The organism is Planctomycetota bacterium, assembly GCA_016125255.1.
Classification (GTDB): domain Bacteria; phylum Planctomycetota; class Phycisphaerae; order Phycisphaerales; family Zrk34; genus RI-421.
Window position 1 is genome coordinate 80,229 of the sequence record WGMD01000002.1, and the last position, 19,370, is coordinate 99,598.

Genomic DNA, 19,370 nt, shown 5'->3' on the forward strand with positions numbered 1-19,370 from the left:
CTGAATCTTGTTTTGCAGTGATGCCACGTCGGAAATGTACCTCGGGCGAGCCGTTTGGCCAAACGCCGATCGCGTCAATCGGCTCCGATCGGCTCCAGCAGCGAGCCCTCGATCTCCAGCGACAGCGCCCGGCCGAGCATGTCGATCTTGAGAATGAGCCGGTCCATCGTCGTGCGGTCCTCCACCACGCCGCGCAGTCCGCGGAACGGTCCGCCCGTGACTTCGACCGGCACGCCCTTCGTCAGATACGGATACGGATCGAGCGGCGCCTCGCGCGTCAGCGCCAGATGAATCTGGCGGATCTGTTCGTCGAGCGTCCGCTGATCGGCGACTTTGATGATGTTCACCACGCGCTTGGTACGGTCCGCCTGATACGCCTGCTCGACGGACCCGCGCAGGAACACGTAACCGGGGAACACGGGCATCGCCGTCCGCACCTTTTTCTTGCCGTGGAATTTCACCTGTCGGCTCAACGGCAGGTACACGCCGATGTGCATGGCGATCAGATCGGCCAGCAGGACTTTTTCCTGCCGGCTGCGCGTGTGGAGCACGAACCAGTCGCCCTCCGCCGGGAGCGGAAGCTGGAGCGGCGCCGAGGCGGCGAGGGGCTCGTGCGTGGATTTCGTCATGAATGACCTCGACCCAAAAATCCCCGCTCGGGCGGGCCACATACTCCAAAGTATCGGCCCCGCGGCGCGGCGACTTTGATCCAAAGCCGCCCCTGATCGTTCAACAAATCCGTTCATCACGCCCCGGCCGCGCGGCCACTGATCGCATGTCCGCGCGGTCGACGCCCACGGTCGAAGGCGTGATTGTAGACACCCCGGCTTGGGCCTTCCAACCCCGCGATATCGGACCACCGACCGCGCCGAACATGCTAAGATCGGGCATGACTTTTCCCACTTCGATCCGCGCGGCGATGGTCAGTCTGCTTTTGTGCGCAGCCCTTGTCGCCGCCGAACCCACCGTCCTCATCACGCGCGCCAACGCCACGCCCGACCCCGCGATTCACATGCTGCGCATCGCCGTCCCCCCCGCCGTGGCGACCAGTCCGCCCGCCCCCGCGCCGATCAATGCCCTGCCCGAAATTCAAAACACCCTCAACGCCTGGTACCAGCAGGGAACCGCCGCCGGAAACATCGGCGACTGTTACGACAATCGCGATCGCGGCCACTCCCAGCTCGGCGGCTACTTCCCCCAGATGACGCGCATCACCTACGACGCCGAACTCAAGCAGCACAATCTCGACTACGGCGTGCAGGTCCAACTCATCTTCGACCGCGTCGTCATGGGCAATTCCTCGACCGCCCTCGGCGGCGAAGCGTGGCGATCCAACCCGCGCCTCTGCTACGTCAATCCGCTCTATATGGGCGCCCTCGAAGAGCAGTACCGTCACAATCACATCTACCTCTACCCCGAGCACCGCGACTACGATCCCGGTCACAACGGCGACACCGGCTACGGCGACGTCTTCGACGCCAATACGCCCTACGTCATCATCTCGCAGGGCTCCAGCGGTTCCGATCAGCCGTTCATGAAAGCCGTGCTCGCCACGCTCGCCGCCTTCCAGCCCGAAACGAAAAAGAAGCTCATCGAGAAAAACCTCATCGCGCCGACCGTGCAGATGATCCTGCGGCGCACCTACGGCAAGGCGCGCGGCGACAACGATTATCTGAGCGGCGCGGCGCATCCGCCGGTCTTCGACGGCTCAAAGCTCAACCTGCCCGCCATGATCGGCCTCGCCCACAGCATCGCCCCCGACAAGCTCCCGCCCGTCGCGCGCGTCGCCGTCGTGAGCGAAACCAGCGGCGAACTCGGCGTCGATTACTTTGAGGCCGCCCCCGGCACCGTCGTCTTCAACACCGCCAACGCCGTCGCACGCCTGCACCGGCCCATCGAACGCGACTACAAAATGACCGTCTCCGCCGGCGCGTCGACCGACCCCAACGGCCTGCCGCTGACCTATCACTGGGTCGTCCTGCAGGGCGATCCGAATCGCATCGCCATCAAGAAACTCAAGGACGACGGATCGCTGGTCGAACTCACCGTCGCGTATCACGCCCGTTTCCCGATCGCCCCCGACTCGGACATGATGTCCAATCGCGTCGACGTCGGCCTGTTCGTCAATAACGGCGCGTATTACTCCGCTCCCGCATTCGTCTCGCTCGCTTCGCTCGACAGCGAGCGCCGCACATATGACCAAAAGGGGCGCATCGTCGAAGTCGATTACGGCGCGCGCGATGTGGGATGGAAGATCATGGACTGGGCGGGTCTGCTGGAGCGCCTCGCCGCCGACGCGCCGCCGGTCGGCTTCGAGCCGGGCGACGCGGCGGCGCATGACGCACTGGCGCGCGCGGCCCAGCGGTCGCGGGCGGCGATGACCACGGTCGAGCCGGCCAAAAATGCGTGGGACGAAGCGAAAAAAACATTCGACGGGGCGGCGGAGGCGGTCAAGAAGGCCAGGTCGGACAAGGCCGACCCCGATTTCATCAAGGCCGCTCTCGAAACGCAGCAGCTCGCCGAGCAGCGGCTCCAGACGGCCAAGCGCGTGTACGACAATGCGCTGGCGGCGGTCGATGCGGTCATCGACGAAAAGTCGCTCGCCCTGCAGGGCTCGGCAAGGCAATGGGTCGAGCGGGCGATCGATCGATGCGTCAACGATCCTTCGTTCGTGGTGACGCATTGGGCGGCCATCGCCAAGGCCGCGACGCCCCAATTGCGGGCGCGGTTTGAGGGCAACGCCAAGAAGCTCGCCGCGCTCGATGCGATCAACGGCACGAGTCGGCGTCTGGCGATCGACCTGAACGTCGATGTGCTCGAGCACATGCAGATGCAGGGCGTGGTGCAGTTCGCCATTCGGACCAACTACTTCGACCCGATGCTCGCCACGCAGCGTCAGTGGTGCGACCTGTATCACTACGACGGCGACGCGGACAAGCCGATCGGTTGGACGCGTCAGTGGCCCGACGGACACACGGACGACTTCACCGCCGACGGACTGCGCGTGCTCGACCGCGATGCGCAAGGCCGCCCGCTGCACGCCCGCACGGTGCGCTACGCCATCGACCCGAACAGCAAGGGCGTCGTGCGATCACTGATGCAGACCGACGGCGACATGAAGGCGACGTACCACTACGAAGACGAGCACGATCATCGGGGCCGGATCGTCGAGCGCGAACCCATTCAGTAATCGCGTGAAAGCGAAAGGCGGGGAGACTGAAGTCTCCCCGCCTCGTAACGGTCGATGATCGAACATGCTTTAGAGGATCCCCCGACTCTCCAGCAGGGCCATCACCTTGTCGACGCATTCGGCGACGGGCGTTTTGGCGGTGTCGAGTTTCAGGTCGGGCTTGGCGGGCGCTTCGTAGGGCGCGGACACGCCGGGGAACTGGGCGATTTCGCCCGCGTCAGCGGCGCCGTAGAGGCCTTCCTGATCGCGTTTGCGGCAGACGTCCAGCGGCGCATCCAGATGCACCACGATGAAGCGCGGCGCGCCGATGACATTGGCGGCCTTCGTGCGGGCCTCTTCGCTGGGGGCGACGAAGGCGCAGAGGCAGATAAGCCCGGCGTCGTTCATGAGCTTGGCGACTTCCGCGCCGCGGCGGAGGTTTTCGCTGCGCGCCTCGGCGGAGAAGCCCAGGTCCCTGCTGATGCCCAGCCGCATGTTCTGACCGTCGAGCACGGTCGCGGCGCGCCCGGCTTCGAAGAGCCGCCGCTCCAGCGCGTACGCCGTCGTCGTCTTGCCGGCGCCGGACAGGCCCGTGAACAAGACGGTCGCCGGCGTCTGCCCGAAGCGGGCGCGGCGCTCGTCGGGCGTGACGATCGAATGCTCGGCGTGCAGTTTCTCGCTCGACGGCGCATCGTCCCAGTGATCGCCCGTGGCGTCGCCGGTCGCGCGGTCGAGAATCATGCCCGCCGCGACGGTCGCGTTGGTCAGGCGGTCGATGAGGATGAACGCGCCGGTCGTGCGGTTTTTCTTGTAGGCGTCGAACGCCACCGCCTGATTGAGCTTGATCTGGCAGCGGCCGATCTCGTTGAGGGCGAGCGTCGGGGCGTCCTTGCGGTGCAGCGTGTTGACGTCGATCTGGTAGCGCAGCGTGCTGACGGAGCCGACGACGGTGCGCGTCGTGTGCTTGATGTAATACTGCTTGCCGGGCACCATCGGCGTCTCGTGCATCCAGACGACCATCGCATCGAACTTGTCGGCGACGGTCGGCACATTGCCGGGGTGGACCAGCATGTCGCCGCGGCTCACGTCGATTTCGTCGGTGAGCGTCAGCGTCAGCGACAGCGGCGGGAAGCCCTCGTCCAGGTCGCCGTCCATGGTGACGATCTTCCTGACGCGCGATTTCTTGCGCGACGGCAGCACCATGACTTCGTCGCCCGGCCGCACCACCCCCGACGCCACCGTCCCGCAGAATCCGCGGAAGTCGAGGTTCGGGCGGTTGACGTACTGCACCGGCATGCGGAAGTCGGTCATGTTCCGGTCCGCCGCGATGTGCACGTTTTCCAGAAGGTGCATCAGCGTCGAGCCGGTGTACCAGTCCATCGACGTGGAGCGCTCGACGACGTTGTCGCCCTTCAGCGCGCTGATCGGGATGAATCGGACGTCGTCGATCTCGAGCCGGGACGCGAAGTTGGCATAGTCGGCGCGGATTTTGTCGAAGACGTCCTGGCTGAAGCCGACGAGGTCCATCTTGTTGATGGCGATGATGACGTGCTTGATGCCCAGGAGGGAGACGATGAACGAATGGCGCTTGGTCTGGGCGAGGACGCCGTGGCGGGCGTCGATGAGAATGATGGCCAGATCGCAGGTGGAGGCGCCGGTGGCCATGTTGCGCGTGTACTGTTCGTGGCCGGGCGTGTCGGCGATGATGAACTTGCGCTTGGACGTCGAGAAGTAGCGGTAGGCGACGTCGATCGTGATGCCCTGCTCGCGCTCCGCCTGAAGCCCGTCCACGAGCAGCGCCAGATCGACATCCCCGCCGGTCGTCCCGCTCTTGACCGAGTCCTTCTTGATCGCCTCGAGCTGATCCTCGTAGATCATCTTCGAGTCGTGCAGCAGCCGGCCGATGAGCGTGCTCTTGCCGTCGTCGACGCTGCCGCAGGTCAAAAGGCGCAACAGTTCCTTGCGCTCATGCTGCGCGAGATAAGCGTCGATGTCCGTCGCGATGAGTTCAGACTGATGCGACATGGCTCAGAAATACCCTTCTTTTTTCTTCTCTTCCATCGACCCGGCCTGATCGTAGTCGATGACGCGGCCCTGTCGCTCGCTCTGGCGCGTGAGCAGCATTTCCTGAATAATCTCCGGCAGCGTCGTCGCCTTCGACTCGACCGCGCCGGAAAGGGGGTAGCAGCCGAGCGTGCGGAAACGCACCATCTTCATCTGCGGCTTCTCGCCCGGCTTAAGCTTCATGCGCTCGTCATCCACCATGATCATGTTCCCGTCGCGCATGACAATCGGGCGCTCGGCGGCGAAATACAGCGGGACGATCGGAATCTTCTCAAGGTGGATGTACTGCCAGACGTCCAGCTCGGTCCAGTTGGAGAGCGGGAAGACGCGGATGGACTCGCCCTTGTTGACCCGGCTGTTGTAGATGTGCCAGAGTTCGGGGCGCTGATTCTTGGGGTCCCATCGGTGATTGACGTCGCGGAAGGAGTAGACGCGTTCCTTGGCGCGGCTCTTTTCCTCATCGCGTCGCGCCCCGCCGAAGGCCGCATCGAACTGATGCTTGGTCAGCGCCTGTTTGAGCGCTTCGGTCTTCATGATGTCCGTGTGCTTTTTGGAGCCGTGCGTGAAGGGGTTGATGCCCTGCGCGACGCCTTCCTGATTGATGTGCACGATCAGGTCCAGGCCCAGCTCCTTGCGGATGTACCACTCGCGGAACTCGATCATTTCCCGGAATTTCCAGGTGGTGTCGACATGCATGAGCGGGAACGGCAGCCGGCCGGGGAAGAAGGCCTTCCGCGCCAGGTGCAGCATGACCGCCGAGTCCTTGCCGATCGAATAGAGCATCACCGGGCGTTCAAATTCAGCCGCGACTTCACGGATGATATGAATGCTCTCGGACTCGAGCTCTTTCAGATGCGTGATGTTGTATCCAGCCATGGGGCGGCTCGTCTTTGTCAATTCCTGGCGGCAGGGTCAGGGAGTATATCGGCTTGTCACGTCGTTGCCCACTGTCCCCGTCATGCCTGAGCCGCGCCCGTCGTCGCCGGGGCCACGCTGCGGCGCCCCACCGAGTGATACGCGAATCCCTGCTCGGCCATCGTCTTGGGCCGATACAGATTCCGACCGTCGAAAATCACCGGGCGGTTCATCCGCTGACGCATCTCCGCGAACTCCGGCGTGCGGAACTCGTCCCACTCGGTGCAGATGATCAATGCATCCGCCCCGTCCAGCGCCGCCATGGCGTCGGCGGCGTACGTGATCCGGTCGCGGAAAATGTGCTCGGCGCTTTCGTGAGCGACCGGGTCGTAGGCCGTCACCGTCGCGCGGTTCGAGAGCAGATGGTCGATGATCGTCACGGACGGGGCCTGACGCATGTCGTCCGTGCTGGGCTTGAACGCCAGTCCCCAGATGGCGAATTTCTTGCCCGCCAGATCGCCGTCGAAACATTTGTCGATGCGCGCGATGAAGCGGTAGCGCTGGCGCTGGTTCACTTCATGCACCGCACGCAGCAGTTCCGCCGGCGAGTTGCACATCTGACCCATGCTCACGCCCGCGAGCACATCCTTCGGGAAGCACGATCCGCCGAAGCCCAGCCCGGGGTACAGGAACTGGTTGCCGATGCGTTTGTCGGAGCACATGCCCTGCCGCACCTGCTCGATGTCCGCCCCGAGCGCTTCGCACAGCGAGGCGATTTCGTTGATGAAGCTGATCTTCGTCGCCAGCATGCAGTTGCTCGCGTACTTGACCATCTCCGCCGACGGCACGTCGAGCACGTAAATCGGATTGCCCTGCCGCACGAACGGCTCGTAAAGCTCGCGCAGACGCTCGCCCGCGTCCGGATGATCCACGCCGATCACCACGCGGTCGGGCTTGTTAAAGTCATTGATCGCCGCGCCTTCCTTGAGGAACTCCGGGTTGGAGCCCATGTAAAACGGCTTGTTCGTCCGCTCGGCGATCGCCGCGCGCACGCGCTGGTTCGTGCCGACCGGCACGGTCGACTTGACGATGATGATCTTCGGCTTCGCCTCGTCGATCGCGCCGCCGAAGGGGCCTTCGCCGTCTTCGAGCGCCTGCCCGATTTCCTCCGCGACTTTCATCACGGCCGTCAGGTCCGCCTTCCCGTTCTCATCGCTGGGCGTGCCCACGCAGATGAAAATCATGTCGGCTTCCTGGTACGACTTGGCGCGCTCGGTGGTGAAGTGCAGGCGATCATGCGCCGCGTTGCGATGCACCATCTCCTCCAGCCCCGGCTCGTAGATCGGAATCTCGCCCTTGTTGAGGCGGTCGATCTTCTTCTGGTCCACGTCCACGCAAGTCACGTGGTTCCCCACGTTCGCCAGACACGTGCCCGTCACCAGGCCCACATAACCGGTTCCCACCATGGTCAGATGCATCGAATCAGCTCCAAATACAGGACGGTCCGTATGCAGTTCTTCGGCTGATCGAAGCCGAGACTTTCACGACCGATAGACCCAATAATAGGCCGCTGCCCCGCCGATCCGCCGGGGGTTCAGCGCGGCAGTTTGTGGCTCTTGGTCGGCGGGCGATACGCATCGAGATTCAGCTTGCTGAAATAATCGATCGTCCGCGTCAGCCCCGCATCGAGCTTGACCGTCGGCTCCCAACCCAGCCGGGCCTTGGCCAGCGTGATGTCCGGCTTGCGCTGCATCGGATCGTCCACCGGCAGCGGCATGAACACCAGTTTCGACTTCGAATTCGTCAGCGCGATGACCTTCTCCGCGAGCTGACGAATCGTAAACTCATCCGGGTTGCCGATGTTGACCGGGCCCGTCAGATCGTCCGGCGCCGCCATCATCAGTTCCAGCCCCCGCACCAGGTCGTCCACGTAACAGAAACTCCTCGTCTGCTGCCCGTCGCCGTAGAGCGTGATGTCCTCGTTGCGAAGCGCCTGAAGAATGAAATTGCTCACGACCCGCCCGTCGTAGGGGTGCATGCGCGGCCCGTAGGTGTTGAAGATGCGCACGACGCGGATGTTGACCTTGTTGGCGCGGTGATAGTCGAAAAACAGCGTCTCGGCGCAGCGCTTGCCTTCGTCGTAACAGGCGCGGGGGCCGATCGGATTGACGTTCCCGCGGTAGCTTTCGGGCTGCGGGTGCACGGTCGGATCGCCGTACACTTCGCTCGTCGAGGCCTGAAGCACTTTCGCGTTCGTCCGCTTGGCCATGCCCAATACCGTCGCCGCCCCGATCACCGACGTCTTGATCGTCTTGATCGGATTGTGCTGATAGTGCACGGGCGAGGCGGGACACGCCAGGTTGTAGATTTCGTCGACTTCGAGCCAGACCGGGTGCGTGATGTCGTGGCGGATCAATTCGAAGTTCGGTTCATCGAGCAGATGCGCGATGGTCGTCTTCTGGCTCGTGAAGAAATTATCGAGGCAGATGACATCGTGCCCGTCGCGGACGAGGCGTTCGCACAGATGCGAGCCGATGAATCCGGCGCCGCCGGTGACGAGGATGCGTTTGAGCGTGCTCATGCGTGCGGAAATCCCTTGTGCATGCGGGGCATGCGCGTCCGTCGAGTCAGCGGCGACAAGTGCGGATCCCCCCGACGCCCCGGACCCCTGATCGCACCGCCCGCGAATAAGCAATCGGCCAGTCTAGCCGCAAACATAACCCTTGCAACACGATCGCGGGGCGATTCTAGACTTTCCCGGACCAGCGGGCTATAAACCTTGCGACCGGTCTGGCCGATGATCAAATGCATCGCGCGTGACGCGGTCGCGCTTTTTCATCCGTCGGAGTCGGACCATGTGCGGAATCGTCGGTTATCTCGGTTGCAAATCCGCCCAGTCCACCCTGCTCGAAGGCCTCAAGCGCCTCGAATACCGCGGCTATGACTCGGCCGGCATCGCCTGCGTCGAAACCGACGGCCTGCGCGTCGTCCGCTCCGCCGGCCGCATCAGCGTCCTGGAAGACCGCCTCAAGCAGTCCGGCGCTCTGACCGGCCGCATCGGCATCGCCCATACCCGCTGGGCCACCCACGGTCCGCCCACCGAAAACAACGCCCACCCGCACACCGACGCCGCCGGCCGCATCGCACTCGTCCACAACGGCATCATCGAAAACTACACCGCCCTGCGACAGTACCTCGCCGACAAGGGCGTCGCCTGCGTCTCCGACACCGACACGGAAGTGCTCGCCAAGATGGTCGGCTACCTCTACGCCACCGGCAAGTTCGACCTCGAAGCCGCCGTCCAGGCCGCCCTGCGCGAAGTCACCGGCGCGTACGCCATCGCCGTCATCTGCGCCGATGAACCCGACACCCTCGTCGTCGCCCGCAAGGGTTCGCCGATGATCATCGGCCTCGGCGACAACTGCTTCGTCGCCGCCTCCGACGCCTCCGCCATCATCGCCCACACCGCGCAGGTCATGACCCTCGACGATTATCAGGTCGCGCGGCTCCGTCTGACCGCCGACGGCTGCGACGTCCGCACCACGACCGTCGACAACGTCCCCGTGACGCGCGACGTCGAAGAGCTGGAGATGAACCTCGAGCAGATCGAACTGGGCGGGTATCCGCACTTCATGATCAAGGAGATCATGGAGCAGCCGCAGTCGCTGACCAATGCCCTGCGCGGCCGCATCGACCGGCGCGAGGGCCGGGTCGTCCTCGGCGGGATCAACAGCTTCGCGCGCGAACTGGTGCGCGCCCGCCGCGTGATCCTCACCGGTCAGGGCACCGCATGGCACGCGTGTCTGCTCGGCGAATACCTCATCGAGGATCTGGCGAAAATCCCCGCCGAGACCGAGTACGCCAGCGAATTCCGCTACCGCAATCCGATCATCGAGGACGGCACGGTCGTCATCGCCGTCAGCCAGTCGGGCGAAACCGCCGACACGCTCGCCGCCCTGCGCGAAGCGAAGGAGCGCGGGGCGCTGGCGCTGGGCGCGGTCAACGCCGTCGGCTCGTCGATCGCGCGCGAAACCGATGCGGGCGTGTACCTGCACGTGGGACCCGAAATCGGCGTGGCGTCCACCAAGGCCTTCATGGGCCAGGTCGCCGTGCTGACGTTGCTGGCGCTGTTCATGGGCCGTCGCAAATTCCTCAGCGCCGATGCGATGGACCATTATCTCGAAGAACTCGAGAAGCTGCCCGAGCATGTCACCCAGGTGCTCCAGCAATCCGACTACATCCGCGAGGAAGTCGCCAAGGTGATCGATCGCGAGAACTGGCTCTTCCTCGGGCGCGGCTACAACTACCCCGTCGCGCTCGAAGGCGCCTTGAAACTCAAGGAAATCAGCTACATTCACGCCGAGGGCATGCCCGCCGCCGAGATGAAGCATGGCCCGATCGCGCTGATCGATCAGGGCATGCCCGTCGTCTTCGTCGTCCCCTCCGGCTCGCAGTACGAGAAGGCGATCAGCAACATCGAAGAAGTCAAAGCCCGCGGCGGGCGCATCATCGCCGTCGCCGATGAAGGCGATACGCATATCGAAAAGTACGCCCACACGGTCCTGCGCATCCCGTCGGTTCCCGAACCGCTCCAGCCGCTCTTGAGCGTCGTGCCGCTTCAGCTCCTCGCCTACCACGCCGCCGTCCTGCGCGGCCACGACGTCGACAAGCCGCGCAATCTCGCCAAGAGCGTCACGGTCGAGTAACCCCCAAGGCGAGGACTCAGCGCCGCCAAGCCCCGATCCCTCCGCCCCACCCCACATCGCCTGGTTCGTGTTTCGAGTTTCGTAATTTCACCGCCAAGCGTCTATAACCCGCAAATATCAAACAACCTACTTTGCCCCCGCTCACCCCCCAGCCGACTTTGTGCGGATTGTTCGAAATCCATCGCAAATTATTATGTGCACGGTGGATGGATTTGAATTGACTTCATATCAATTGCGAGTATCTTCTGACTTAGAGGTGTTCCCCATTCCGCGGGGTGCCCAAGGTCAGTCGCCCGGATGGAAATGGCCGTGATGCCTGTGTGTGTCGCGTGGCATCGAGGGCCTGAAATCGGTGCGGGCGATCGCTTGTTGAGCGGGACGAATTCGGGGATGGATCATGCAGGTTCATGTGTTATCGCTCAGAAATTGCAGCACGGAGCCCGCATGGGGCTGCGTGGTCGAATTTGAAAATGTCATTCAGCAGACATGCGACGCGGTGCTGATCACGCCCGAATACCGCACGCTGCGCGACAAGCTTCCGCGCCCGATCCGCCGGCTCGTCGCGGGCTACAAACTCGAACACGCCTTCGACAACAACGTGCCCAAATCCGAGCGTCTGCTCGTGCTCGTGGGCTTGAGCCCGCGGTCGATGGAGGCGATGGGGGCGATCTCCGATTTGCGGTCGGTCTACGGCAAGGTGTGCGCGTATATCTTCGATGCGTGGGAGCCGCACTTTCAGAAGTACGCGGCGCTGTTCGACCATATCTTCATCCCGCTCACGGGAACGCTCGATCGGTTCCGCAGTGCGTACCGTGTGCCCGTGGACTACGTGCCGCTGGCGGCGGACGTGCTCAATTTCGGGGAGAATCGGCCGGACCGCTACATCGACCTGCTCGGCTACGGGCGACAGTATCAGCCGCACAGCGACTACTTCGCCAAGGAGTTCAACCGCCGCGGGTCCGGCGGGACGTACTATCACACGACGATCGACAATCTGCAGATTCCGTCGTTCGAGGCGCATCGCCGGCTGTTCTGGCAGATTCTTCGGCAGTCGAAACTCGCGTTGGCGTACGATCATCTTCGCACGCCTTCGGTGCGCAAGTTCAGCGCGCCGATGCTGGGGCAGCGGTGGTTCGAGTGTCTGGCGTGCGGGTGCGCGATCGTGGGTTGGCGCCCGAGATGCGCGGATGCGGACGAGTTGATGGACTGGCCCGATGCGACGATCGAATTGTCCGAATCGCCCGAGCGGGCGCTGGACGAGATTCATGAATTGCTTTCGGACAAACCGCGCCTCGACCGCATGCATCACAACAACTTCATCCAGGCGCTGGCGCGTCACGATTGGCGGCACCGGCTCGCCGCCATGTTCACGAAGATGAACCTGCCCCTGCCGGACAATCTCACCGCCGCGCTGTCGCACATGCAGTACGTCGTCGACCAGTTCCGCCACGCCGACACGTCCACGTCCATTCCCCAACCCGTCATCGAGATGCGGGAAAGCACCCGAATCTCCTGCAACACCTCCGAATAACCCGCGAGCTGCGGATTCCGCTGCGAACGTCATTCGACGATCGGCAATTGGGTCATTTCACCCACCCGATCGCACCGGCGCGTCGCGATCGGCGCACCGGCATGACCAAAACGCGCACCGGCGCGACAAGCACTCGGCCGCACCCGCGATATCGTTGCGCCATGCGGGATCGCGACGCGAATTATTGCCTTCACGATGCGCATGGAGCGCGCAGCGCCCGTTCCATGCGCTTCCACGTCCCTGATTTACCCCGACCGGCGCGTCGCGAACCCATTGCCAGGTCGGTGCGCGTTGGAAATATGGCGCAATGAAAAGGCGGGGAGACTCAAGTCTCCCCGCCTTGGGTCGCGTCAAAGGGGTGATCACTTCCAGTGCTTTTTGATCGTCTTGATGCCTTCGGTGTAGACGTGCTCGGGGCTCGGGAAAAAGTCGCGCCAGACGCGTGTGGCGGCGGCGAGCGCGGGCAGCGCCCGGCCGAAGGCCTCGATCGTCAGCCAGCCGTCATAACCCGCCGCCTTGAGTCCGCCGATGGCGGCGGCCATGTCGATATGCCCGAATCCCGGCGTACCGCGGTCGTTTTCGGAGATGTGCACGTGTCGAATCACGCCGACGTTGGGCTTGATGATCCCAACGGGGTCTTTTTCTTCGATGTTGGCGTGGAACGTGTCGTACATCGTGCCGAAGTTGGGATGATTGACCTGTTTCACGTACTTGGCGGCGTCGGCCATCGTGTTCAGGAAGTAGCACTCGAAGCGGTTGAGGTACTCGAGCGCGAGCACGACGCCGGCGTTCTGGGCGTAGTCGGCGGCCTTGCGGTGCACCTCGGCGGCATGGGCCTTTTCGGTCGCGGTGCCGCCTTCACCGGTGAAAATGCCCAGCGGCTGATGGAAAGGCCCGAGCAGCGTCTGCGCCTCCATCGCGTGACAGCAGTCGATCGCCCACTTGAGATGATCGAACGCCCCCGCCCGGCTCGCCGCATCGGGGCTCACGCAACTGTGCTGCTCATCGGGCATGACCGTCACGGCCGTGCACTGAAGCCCGTTGTTCTTGAGCACGCGGCCCAGCTTCGTGTAATGCTCGACATCCCCGGCGAAAAGCGGGATTTCCACACCGTCGTAGCCCGCCGCCTTGAGCTTCTCCAGCAGCGGATGATGCTCTTGTTCGACGAAGCCGGTCCACAGAAGCAGGTTGAATCCGATTTTCATAGAGGTCCTCGCGAGGCGTTACTTGAGGTATTTTTCGATTTCCGTCACGACGGTCTGGGCCAGCGCTTTGTATCCGTCGGGCGTGAAATGCACATTGGCTTTGAGCTGGGTGTCGGGATGATCCTTGACGAAGGTGAACATGTCCTGCGTCGGCACATCATACTTTTTCATGACGCGCGCCGCCGCTTCGTTGTACTTGGCCGAGTCGCCGACGATGCGGCCGACGGTCCCTTCCGGGACGGGCGTCGTGTTGCGCCAGATGAGCTTCGCGCCCGTCTGCTTGAGGCGGGCGACGAGCTTGTCGAGATTCGCTTCGTACTCGTCGATGGGCACCTGATAATGCGCCCCCGGGCTGTTGACGGGGACGATCTTGTCGCCCTTGTCGCCGATGAATTTCAGATCGTGCAGGCCCCAGTTGAAATGGATCACATCCCACTTCCCGTCGCCGAGCCATTCGTCGATGTGCTTGAGCCCGTTCGTCGTCGGCCCGCAGTTGGTCAGCGGGCGATGCACGTTCGCCTTCCCCTGCAAAAGCGCCCGCACCGGCACGGTGTACCCGATCGAAATCGAATCGCCGATGATCAGAACCCGCGGCAGTTTCGGGTCATCCTTCACCGGCTTCATCGCCGAATCCTTCGACGCCTTGCCCCCGTCGCCCGGCTCGTCCGTCCCCGCCGCCCGCACCGACGAGCCGATCAACAGTCCGCACAGGAGCGACAACATGATTGAGCGATGAACATACAGCATGGGATGCCTCCAATCAGTGTCCGGGCAAAACGCCGATTATACCGATTCATTGCATGCTGCACAGCGCCCCGCCCCGCACCGCCGATCGCCGCGCGTAAAAAAAGCACGGCCGAGGGGGGCCGTGCCACGGGTTGTGATCGCAAATCCACCGAAGTTCACCGCACGATGCGGGCCGATCCGCCGGCGGCGGTGTGCTTGAGTTCGCTGAGCGTGATCTGGCTCGTGTCACCGCGCGTCGTCATCAGCAGCGCGCCATGCGCCACGCCCAGGTCGACGCATTCCTGCGGCCCCATGCCCGTGAGGAACCCGTACGTGAAGCCCGACGCGAACCCGTCGCCGCCGCCGACGCGGTCCTCGATCTCCAGGCCGGGGTACTGGATGCCGTCGTAAAAAGTGCCTTCGTGCCACATGATGGCGGACCAGTCATTGATGCCCGCGGACTTGACGCCGCGCAGCGTGGTGCCGACGACCTTGATGTTCGGGTAGTCATTGACGACTTTCTCGACCATCTTCTTGAACGCGGTCGTGTCGATTTCGCCCGCTTCGACGTCGACGCCTTCGACCTCGTAGCCGAGCACTTTCTGAAAGTCCTCTTCGTTGCCGATGAGGCAGTCGATGTACTTCACGAGCGGCTTGGTCGTTTCGATGGCGTCCTTGCTCGACCAGAGTTTGGAGCGGAAATTCAGGTCATACGAGACGATCGTCCCCGCTTCGTGCGCTGCCTTGACCGCCTCCGCGACGACCTGCCGGGTCGAGGTCGACAGCGACGCCATGATGCCGCCGGTGTGGAGCCATCGCACGCCGCGCTTGGCGAAGAGCGTCTTCCAATCGACGTCGCCGGGCTTCATCTTGGAAGTCGCGGAGTGACCGCGGTCGTAGAGCGTCACCGAAGCGCGCGGGCCGGAGCCGACTTCGGTGAAGTTGAGTCCGATGCGTGCTTCGCGTCCGACGCCGTCGTACTTCATGTTCACGACATGCGCGATATCCATGCCCGCCGAACGCGCGTGATTGAGGACGATCTTGCCGACGGGATTATCGACCAGCCCGCCGACCCATCCGGTGCGGAGTCCGAGCCGGGCCAGCGCGTACGAGACGTTGTACTCGCCGCCGCCGACGCAGACTTCCATGAGATTGGCGAACTCGATGCGGCCGTGCCCCGGCGGGCTCAACCGCACCATGCACTCACCCAGACTCACCTGGTCAAGCTGGCACTCGGACGCGGGACGAATCTTCAAAGACATGGCGAAGTTCCTGGTTTCTGGTTTCTGGTTTCTGGTTTCGAGTTTCCCCGATGGGGTCGATGTTTTTAGACCCAAACCGCCCCGCCGTCAATCCCACTTTCGCGCCCCTGCGTACCTGAATTTGCGTCAGGCCGAGTGTGGAGCGGGGAATGGGGAGTGCGGAGTGAAAAGCAAGCGGCGATCAAAAATCGCAGTCGCACTCGCCGTTGTTGTATTTGAGCGCGAACAGCTCAAAATCGACGAGCGGCTTGGGGTCGGTCAGACCGTGCGGGTGATGATCGCCGCCGGGCTTGAGGATCACCTTGATGGACCCGCCCAGTTCCTGATACCGCTTCTGCACAATCTCACCATTCTCAATGAACGGCACAACCGTATCCGAGTCGCCGGCAACAATCAGAATCGGCACATGCGCTTTTGCCAACCCTTCGAGCCGGTCGAACGGCTGCTGCTTGTAGTCGAGCATCTCCTGTTCGCTCTTCATGCCGTAAGCCGCGATCGCGCGCTGCCAGTCGGCGGGCGAACCCTTCCCCTTGCCCTTCCCGCCGGGCCAGCTTTTCAGATCGCACACCGGCGCATCGCCGTAAATCGCCAGCACGCGATCCGGATGCCGCGCGCCCCAGTTGATGATGAACAGTCCGCCCCGGCTCAGCCCCTTGAGCACCGGCTTCTTCGAGAGCCCGTGTTTCGTCGTCAGTTCGTCATAGAAGTGATCCCACACCACCATCGACGCATCATTGCCGTACATGTTGCCCGTGTCGACGTAGGCGATGTGCCACCCCTGCTTGACCAGCTCCAGATCATCATTCGTCGCCACGCCCGGAAACCGCGCCCGCCACATCCACGGCGAACCCGCCGCCGCCTTGCTCGGCTCGATCACGAAGGCGGTCCGCCCTTCGAACTTGAATTCATGCTTGTCAAACCCCTCCCACTTCTTCACAGCCCCCGGCCAAGGCTCCGCCGCCGAAACGATCGGAACAAAAACCAGAAGGACGATCAGCGTCCATAACTTTTGCATGAGAGCCTCCACAAATCGCGTTGAAAAACACATGGCGGGAACGAGGGACATTCTATCGGCCCTGCGACTCCATCGCCTTGTAGCGCTCCTCCGCCGCCTGTTGAAATACGTTCTTCGCTTGGGCGCCGTCGCCGGGGAAACCGGCGTGTTGGACGAGCCAGATATAGATCAGGCCGCGCTTGGCGGCGGCGTCCGTCGCATACGCCCCGCCGTGTGCGAACCAGTCGGGGCCGACCGCGAGCCCGAGGCCGTAACTCTGCGGGACGTTCGTCGGCGTCTGACGCATCGTCAATTGTTTGACCGCTTCAGCCGACAACACGCGATTACCGTCGAGTTCGCCGCCGTTGACGAGCATCTGAAAGAATCGCATCACATCATGAGCCGTCGAAAACAATCCGCCCGCCGGCATGGGCGTGCGATTGACGCGATCCGTCAGCGGATAACGCAACTGCTCGATGTCGATGGCGACGAGCCCTTTCTTGCCCGGCCCCGGCTTGTACGAACCGGCAATCCGCGCGACCTGCGACTCCGTCGGCCAGAACGTCGTGTCTGTCATGCCCAACGGATCAAACAGCCGCTTCTGCATGAACGTCTCGTACGGCTCGCCGCTGACGATCTCGATGATGCGGCCGGCCGTGTTGATCCCTTCGTTGGAATAGCTGTACTTCTCGCCCGGCTGCGTCATGAGCGGCGTCATCGCATAGCTGATCACGCGCGTCCGCAGCGGCAGCACATCCAGCGTCGGCTCCTCAATCGCCGACCGGAACCCCATCCCGCTCATGTGCGAAAGCACATCCCGCACCGTGACCGCCCGCACCGGCTTGACCAGCTTCGTCACATCGCCGTCCGTCCCCGCCATGACGCGCTGCTCATTGAAGAGCGGAATGTACTTGCCCACCGGATCATCCAGCGACACTTTCCCCTCGTCCACGAGCATCATCAGCGCCGCCGCCGTCATGCCCTTGCTCTGCGAAGCGATCCAGAACATCGCGTCCATCGCCATCGGCTTGCGGCCCGCAATATCCGCCCACCCGACCGTCTCCGCGTCGATGACCTTTTCGCCATCCGCCACAACCATCACCGCCCCCGCCAATTCCTCCCGATCAACAAACGGCTGAATCTTCTCCGCCAGCGGGCCGGCGCCCGCGCTCAATAGGGCTAATAGACACAGCAACGTGATGCGGGTCTTCATGATGGTGATCCTCGTGAGAACGGGTGATGCGAACGGCTATCAGAATACTCAAAATCTCCGCCAGCGATCCACCGGCAAATAGCGCCAGCCAACAACACCGACGAAATTCTCGACCGGCACGCGGCCGAACATGCGAGAATCCATACTCTGATCTGTATTATCACCGAGCATGACCCACCCTTCCGCTGCCGGAAATTCGCTTGTTTCGCCGATTCGTGTGTAGTACACATCCCTCCAGAGCGCGATTCGGCGCAGCGCAACCGCACAACCGCGTACATCGATCTCCACAGTACAGAGCTCGTCGGCGCTGGTATCGGTGGCAAGATCATTCGCCGTTACCAGCCGATTATTTTGATAGATGAGCGCCTTGCCATCGCGCGTCGCCAAGCGCAGGACACTGCCGGCGGGCGGGCGCGGCAACGGGACGGATGTCCACGGCGCAGCGTTGATCTGAATGCCCGATGCTCCATTGGGATAAACGATGAACTTGACGGTCTGACTCCCAAATACACGCGTCACTTCGAGAGCCGACATCTCCGGTCCCGTCAGTGATGCCACGTCCAGATCAATTCGGACGTCGCCCACTGGATAGGTCCGCCCTGGAAAATTCTGCGTGGTTTGATCGTAGGAAAGCCCCGAATCGATCGTTCCTTTATACCGCAGGACTTCCGCAGTTGGCTTTTCCGTCGCGTCACACGACCAACCAACGCCAACATGTTTCCACTGCGACGGATCATCAGCATGCCAGCACGGCCCCTCATCGATCGCCTGCTTCGCAGTAAAAGCGGTGTCGTGGAGCGGGAACCACAGATCGTCACAGACAGGCGACTGACCGGGCTCGGCGGGCGTCTTGGAGATGAGCTTTCCGTCAATCACGATTTCGCCGCCAACGATCGCGACGCGCTCGCCCGGCAGTCCGATCAAGCGTTGCACAAATCGAACGGAAGGCACTTGAGGATTGTTGTAGATAACAAGGTTCCACCGCTTGGGCGATCGCGTCTTGTCGGCCAGAAAGCGATCGCCGCTGAAAACCGCCGCCCCTCGCGGCACCGTAACCTGACGTCCGCAATTCGGACATAACAGCGAAACCGCTTCGGGAATCGGTGAAGCGGCGGTCCGATCGAGCGTGTAGTGAACCGGCGCGGCGGCGATCGGGAAGCCGCAGTTGTCGCACGTCGCCTGCAGGTGGACGCCATAAAGTGTCGGCGCCATACCGCCCGTTGGCATCACAAATGCGTGGATGAGAAAAGGCCTCTGGCCCAAGGCGATCACAAGGTTAAAAACGCTATTGACGACGATCAGGACGATGGTCATCAGGAACGCCCGATTTGACGATACGCCGAGCATCCGCCGCATCAGCAGATACGGAATGCTCAGACTCACGATCAATACTCCGGCACTGATGACACTCCTAGCGTCTTCAACCGACTTCGTTCCATTGTCGGATATCCGCGACAGCACATACAGGGTGAGCAGATTGATGAGCCCTACGAATATCAATGAAGCGGTGATCAATTGACACGCGACGAAGTTTCGCCGCTGCATGATCAGCCAGAAGATCGTCCCCGTCATACCAATGGGAACAACCACTGAAATCGCAATGATCACGAAAAGCGTGAAAGTCGACAAGGCGCACCCCCGGCTG

14 protein-coding genes are annotated in these 19,370 nt (G+C 62.8%); 3 read left to right on the forward strand and 11 right to left on the reverse strand.

Annotated elements, in window-relative coordinates:
- Positions 1-74: 74 nt before the first annotated feature.
- On the reverse strand, positions 75-746 hold the full coding sequence (locus tag GC162_01515; GenBank protein MBI1367311.1) for a hypothetical protein: 672 nt from the start codon (positions 744-746) through the stop codon (positions 75-77).
- 143 nt (positions 747-889) lie between these two features.
- Between GC162_01515 and GC162_01520 the strand changes: the two genes are divergently transcribed.
- On the forward strand, positions 890-3,190 hold the full coding sequence (locus GC162_01520; GenBank protein ID MBI1367312.1) for a hypothetical protein: 2,301 nt from the start codon (positions 890-892) through the stop codon (positions 3,188-3,190).
- Positions 3,191-3,259: 69 nt separating this feature from the next.
- Here the strand turns inward: GC162_01520 and cysN are convergent, their stop codons facing one another.
- The 4 genes from cysN to GC162_01540 form a co-directional block, all read right to left on the reverse strand.
- On the reverse strand, positions 3,260-5,194 hold the full coding sequence (gene cysN, locus GC162_01525; GenBank protein ID MBI1367313.1) for a sulfate adenylyltransferase subunit CysN: 1,935 nt from the start codon (positions 5,192-5,194) through the stop codon (positions 3,260-3,262).
- A gap of 3 nt (positions 5,195-5,197) precedes the next feature.
- Positions 5,198-6,109 carry a sulfate adenylyltransferase subunit CysD gene (gene cysD, locus GC162_01530; protein ID MBI1367314.1) on the reverse strand — a complete coding sequence of 304 codons (912 nt, stop codon included), beginning with the start codon at positions 6,107-6,109 and terminating at the stop codon, positions 5,198-5,200.
- Positions 6,110-6,189: 80 nt separating this feature from the next.
- A complete protein-coding gene (locus GC162_01535) occupies positions 6,190-7,566 on the reverse strand; it encodes a nucleotide sugar dehydrogenase (protein ID MBI1367315.1) in 1,377 nt (458 codons plus the stop codon).
- Between the two features lie 116 nt (positions 7,567-7,682).
- The gene (locus GC162_01540; GenBank protein MBI1367316.1) at positions 7,683-8,669 is read right to left on the reverse strand and encodes an NAD-dependent epimerase/dehydratase family protein; all 987 of its coding nucleotides are present in this window, start codon (positions 8,667-8,669) and stop codon (positions 7,683-7,685) included.
- 274 nt (positions 8,670-8,943) lie between these two features.
- On the opposite strand from GC162_01540, the gene glmS reads away from it, so the two are divergent.
- Together glmS and GC162_01550 are read left to right on the forward strand one after the other, a co-directional pair.
- Entirely contained in the window at positions 8,944-10,794 is a 1,851-nt protein-coding gene (gene glmS, locus GC162_01545) for a glutamine--fructose-6-phosphate transaminase (isomerizing) (GenBank protein MBI1367317.1), read from the forward strand.
- A 397-nt stretch (positions 10,795-11,191) separates the two neighbouring features.
- Positions 11,192-12,325 carry a glycosyltransferase gene (locus GC162_01550; protein MBI1367318.1) on the forward strand — a complete coding sequence of 378 codons (1,134 nt, stop codon included), beginning with the start codon at positions 11,192-11,194 and terminating at the stop codon, positions 12,323-12,325.
- 362 nt (positions 12,326-12,687) lie between these two features.
- On the opposite strand, the gene GC162_01555 is transcribed toward GC162_01550, so the two are convergent.
- From GC162_01555 to GC162_01580, 6 genes are all read right to left on the reverse strand, one after another.
- Positions 12,688-13,530 (reverse strand): TIM barrel protein, encoded by an 843-nt coding sequence (locus GC162_01555; protein MBI1367319.1) that lies wholly within the window; start codon positions 13,528-13,530, stop codon positions 12,688-12,690.
- A gap of 18 nt (positions 13,531-13,548) precedes the next feature.
- Positions 13,549-14,253 carry an SGNH/GDSL hydrolase family protein gene (locus GC162_01560; protein ID MBI1367320.1) on the reverse strand — a complete coding sequence of 235 codons (705 nt, stop codon included), beginning with the start codon at positions 14,251-14,253 and terminating at the stop codon, positions 13,549-13,551.
- A 179-nt stretch (positions 14,254-14,432) separates the two neighbouring features.
- On the reverse strand, positions 14,433-15,518 hold the full coding sequence (locus tag GC162_01565) for a sugar kinase (protein MBI1367321.1): 1,086 nt from the start codon (positions 15,516-15,518) through the stop codon (positions 14,433-14,435).
- Between the two features lie 181 nt (positions 15,519-15,699).
- The gene (locus GC162_01570) at positions 15,700-16,533 is read right to left on the reverse strand and encodes an alpha/beta hydrolase (GenBank protein MBI1367322.1); all 834 of its coding nucleotides are present in this window, start codon (positions 16,531-16,533) and stop codon (positions 15,700-15,702) included.
- A 52-nt stretch (positions 16,534-16,585) separates the two neighbouring features.
- Entirely contained in the window at positions 16,586-17,725 is a 1,140-nt protein-coding gene (locus tag GC162_01575; GenBank protein ID MBI1367323.1) for a serine hydrolase, read from the reverse strand.
- A gap of 48 nt (positions 17,726-17,773) precedes the next feature.
- Complete coding sequence (locus GC162_01580; protein ID MBI1367324.1) at positions 17,774-19,354, reverse strand: hypothetical protein; 1,581 nt, start codon at positions 19,352-19,354, stop codon at positions 17,774-17,776.
- Positions 19,355-19,370: the final 16 nt, after the last annotated feature.